The sequence below is a fragment of the Nostoc sp. CALU 1950 genome, assembly GCF_051172895.1.
Classification (GTDB): Bacteria; Cyanobacteriota; Cyanobacteriia; order Cyanobacteriales; family Nostocaceae; genus Nostoc; species Nostoc edaphicum_A.
The window spans coordinates 1-4,481 of sequence record NZ_JBDNJQ010000283.1; the positions used below are offsets into that span (position 1 = coordinate 1).

Annotated in this window: 2 protein-coding genes; both read left to right on the forward strand. The window is 49.4% G+C overall.

What is annotated here, in order from left to right:
- The first annotated feature begins 567 nt into the window (after positions 1–567).
- Positions 568–2,802, forward strand: a complete 2,235-nt coding sequence (locus ABF638_RS36720) for a family 2 encapsulin nanocompartment cargo protein terpene cyclase (protein WP_435027675.1) — start codon at positions 568–570, stop codon at positions 2,800–2,802.
- A gap of 95 nt (positions 2,803–2,897) precedes the next feature.
- On the forward strand, positions 2,898–4,301 hold the full coding sequence (locus tag ABF638_RS36725) for a family 2B encapsulin nanocompartment shell protein (RefSeq protein ID WP_435027677.1): 1,404 nt from the start codon (positions 2,898–2,900) through the stop codon (positions 4,299–4,301).
- Positions 4,302–4,481 lie beyond the last annotated feature (180 nt).

Consider the following 4,481-nt stretch of genomic DNA (forward strand, 5'->3'; position numbering starts at 1 on the left):
CTAATTCCATTTGGTTTGCGTTCTCTCATATCGCTTTTAGTCTAAACTCCAGTTGTAAAGGATTAACAATTAGTAATTATTCTTTAATAACTGTCTTAAATGTTTGAAATATCTGCTTAACTGTCTTAACTGTCTTTTTATTCTTAAATTTTTGATTTAAATATCTGCTTAACTGTCTTAACTGTCTTCTTATCCTTAAATTTTTGATTTAACTATCTGTTTAAGTGCTTTCATCTACGGATTGCTTTTTTTTTTAAACTATGAAAAGTTATGAGAACACCATAATAAATCACTAAAAATTAATCTGCCAGCATTGGAAAAAAGTAATGACTTAAACAGCTTTTTGAAATGCCTTATCTTTGGTATAAGGAACTTCAAATAAAACGTACATAGCTCGTTATTTGAATTAGCAGTATCTTGTATTATCGCCTTAACGCAAGCCATCACAAGCAAACCAATGTGGAGACTTAATCCGGTTGGCGAGGATATTCATAAACTGCAACGGTACTCAGATCAGCCACGAAATAAAGACAGCAAGAAGACCCAAGAGGAGATTACGCGCAGATCATGCAACCCTTTGAACTGCCAGAATTTTACACGCCTTGGCCCGCACGGCTGAACCCAAACCTGGAAGCGGCACGAGTCCATTCCAAAGCGTGGGCCTACGAGATGGGGATACTTGGCTCAGAAGAGGAAGCGCAAAGCTCGGTTATCTGGGATGAACATACATTTGACTCCCACGACTACGCCTTGCTTTGCTCCTATACCCATCCAGATGCGCCGGGAGCGGAGCTTGACCTAGTAACCGACTGGTATGTTTGGGTGTTCTTCTTCGACGATCACTTCCTGGAAATCTATAAGCGCACCCAAGACATGGCTGGGGCAAAGGAATACCTTGACCGATTGCCAGCGTTTATGCCAGTGCATCCCACTGATACCCCTTCGGTTCCGACCAACCCAGTAGAGCGCGGCTTGGCTGACCTCTGGTCTCGCACTGCCTTTACTAAATCTGTGGATTGGCGACTTCGATTCTTTGAGAGTACCAAGAACCTCCTAGAAGAGTCTCTGTGGGAACTCGCCAATATCAACCAAGATCGGGTTGCCAACCCTATCGAATACATCGAGATGCGCCGCAAAGTTGGTGGCGCTCCGTGGTCAGCGGATCTCGTCGAACACGCTGTGTTTATAGAGATTCCGGCCCAAATCGCCTCGACTCGGCCAATGCGTATCCTCAAAGACACATTTGCCGATGGAGTGCATCTTCGCAATGATTTATTCTCCTACCAAAGAGAAGTAGAGGATGAAGGTGAGAACGCTAACTGCGTGCTGGTCTTGGAGCGCTTTTTAAATGTGAGTACTCAGGAAGCGGCTAACCTCACCAACGAACTGCTAACCTCGCGGTTATACCAGTTTGATAACACTGCCGTTACCGAGTTGCCCCCTCTCTTTGAGGAGTACGGACTAGACCCAGTAGCTCGTGTGAACGTTCTCCTTTACATCAAAGGACTCCAGGACTGGCAATCGGGCGGTCACGAGTGGCACATGCGATCGAGCCGTTACATGAACAAGGGAGGAGACAATTCTCAGACATCCACACCACTTCTGGGAGGCCCCACAGGGCTAGGCACATCGGCTGCGCGCATTGAATCGCTATACGCCGCCTTGGGTTTGGGAAGGTTCAAGAGCTTTACTCACGTTCCATACCAGGCTGTCGGGCCAGTAACACTGCCGAAGTTTTATATGCCCTTCACTACAAGCTTGAATCCCCATCTGGATGCTGCGCGGAAGCATTCCAAGGAATGGGCGCGTGAGATGGGGATGCTGGAATCACTACCTGGGATTCCTGATGCCGTCATCTGGGATGACCACAAGTTTGATGTTGCCGACGTAGCGCTATGCGGTGCGTTGATCCATCCGAATGGATCTGGCCCTGAACTGAATCTGACAGCGTGCTGGCTTGTTTGGGGAACATACGCCGACGATTACTTCCCGGCACTCTACGGGAATAACCGCAACATGGCTGGTGCAAAAGTGTTCAACGCCCGACTGTCGGCGTTTATGCCTCTGGATGACTCTACCCCCAGCGAGGTTCCAACCAATCCGGTGGAAGCCGGCTTGGCAGATATTTGGTCTCGCACAGCTGGCCCCATGTCCGCAAACGCGCGGACTCAGTTCCGCCGCGCAATCCAGGATATGACTGACAGCTGGGTGTGGGAACTCGCCAACCAGATCCAAAATCGGATTCCCGACCCGATAGATTATATTGAAATGCGCCGTAAGACCTTTGGCTCGGATCTGACAATGAGTCTGTCCCGACTGGCTCAGGGGAGCGAGATCCCGCAGGAGATTTACCGCACCCGAACGATGCGATCGCTCGATAATTCCGCCGCCGACTTCGCCTGTTTTACCAACGATATCTTTTCATATCAGAAAGAAATCGAATTCGAGGGCGAAATTCATAACTGCGTGCTGGTCGTTCAGAATTTCCTCAATTGCGGCACACCACAGGCGGTTGAGGTTGTCAACAACCTGATGACCGCTCGGGCGCTCCAGTTTCAACACATCGTCGCCACCGAACTGCCAGCCCTTTTCGATGATTTCGACCTGGATGCAAGTACCCGCGAGAAACTGCTTGGATACGTCAAGAAACTAGAGCAGTGGATGTGTGGCGTTCTCAAGTGGCATATAACGGTAGACCGCTATAAGGAATTTGAATTGCGTAGTTCGTTAGCAGGGCGGCTACTTAGCGGGCCCAGAGGGCTGGGTACTTCAGCTAGGCGTATTGGATCGATGAGGGTTTAAGGTCATTACTCGGTCAATTGCCATTCGTTCAAGGTCAGTATGCGATCGCATGAGATCGGTTTTTTTAGTAACTAATTAAAGTGGAGGATTAAGTCGTGACATATTCTAACGATCCCAATTTGGAAGATCAGCAGCCTCAGTTAACCTTGAGTACAGCAGCGGCGCGTAATTTGGCGACAACGACCAAATCTGCACCGCAGACTCAGGAAATTACATCGCGGTGGTTATTGAAACTGTTGCCCTGGGTGCAGACAAAAGGTGGCGCTTATCGAGTCAACCGACGGTTGAGTTATTCTGTGGGTGATGGACGGGTGAGTTTCACCAACACCGGAGCAACAGTGCAGGTGATTCCCCTGGAACTGACTGAGTTGCCCTTGCTGCGAGGGTTTAACAACGTTGACGTGTTGACCGGGTTGGCAAACCAGTTTGTGCAGGAGGAGTTCGCCCCAGACGACGTGATCGTCCAGATTGGTCAGCCGGCCAATCGCATAATTCTAATTGCTCGTGGTAAGGTCAACAAAATTGGTGTTGGCAAGTATGGCGAGCAAATTGTGTACGATGTACTAGCTGACGGCGACCATTTCGGCGATGAAACTGTGGTGCAGTCGGAGGATACTTGGCAGTACACCCTCAAGACGATTACTAGAACCATCATTTTGTCACTACCCCAAGCGGCGTTTGAAAGGGCGATCGCTCAGTCCGAGGAATTGGGAACCCATGTTGAACAGTTCCGCACCCGCCTGAACCAGCCACAAACTGCCCAAGGTGAAGCGGCTATTGAACTGGCAGCCGATCATCCCCAAGAGGCTGAGTTGCCCGGAACCTTCGCCGATTACGAACTCACACCCAGAGAATATGAGTTGAGCATTGCTCAAACAGTGTTGCGAGTAAGTACGCGGGTAGCCGATCTGTATAACGAACCGTACAACCAGACAGAAGAACAACTGCGTTTGACTATCGAGGCATTGCGGGAACGTCAAGAACACGAGTTGCTCAACAACCGCGAATTCGGGTTGCTGCACAATGCTGACCTCAAACAGCGGATCTACAGCAGTAGCGGCGCACCTACCCCCGACGACTTGGACGAACTGTTAGCGACAGTATGGAAGGAGCCGGGATTCTTCCTGGCTCACCCCCGGACGATCGCTGCTTTCGGTCGTGAGGCCAACCGCCTGGGTCTTTATCCACAAAGCGTTGATGTCAACGGCGTTCAGGTCACATCTTGGCGAGGCGTACCCATCTTTCCTTCCAATAAGATCCCCATCACCAATAACCGCACTAGTTCTATCCTTTTGCTCCGCACTGGTGTAGAAAAACAAGGAGTGATCGGCTTACATCAAACTGGTATCCCCGATGAATACCAACCCAGCTTGTCTGTTCGATTCATGGGCATCAGCGAAAAGGCGATCATCTCCTACCTTGTCACTGCCTACTACTCCGCAGCAGTCCTCACTCCTGACGCACTTGGCATCCTTGAAGATGTTGAAATTGGGCGCTAAATATCAGGAGTGCTGAGTGTTGAGTGAGTAAAAATTATAGCTGACTGTTGATACCCTGCAAGAAAGTGGGCGGTCTTTTAACTCAGCACTCAGCACTGAATGCAATACGGTTTGATTAAGGCAAGAGACGCGATAAATCGCCGTCTCTACAAAAGATTGATCCTTGTAGAGACGGCGATT

What these genes read in the sequence shown, in the direction of transcription:
- ABF638_RS36720 (WP_435027675.1), top strand. Translation starts at nt 568, where the DNA reads ATGCAACCCTTTGAACTGCCAGAATTTTACACGCCTTGGCCCGCACGG.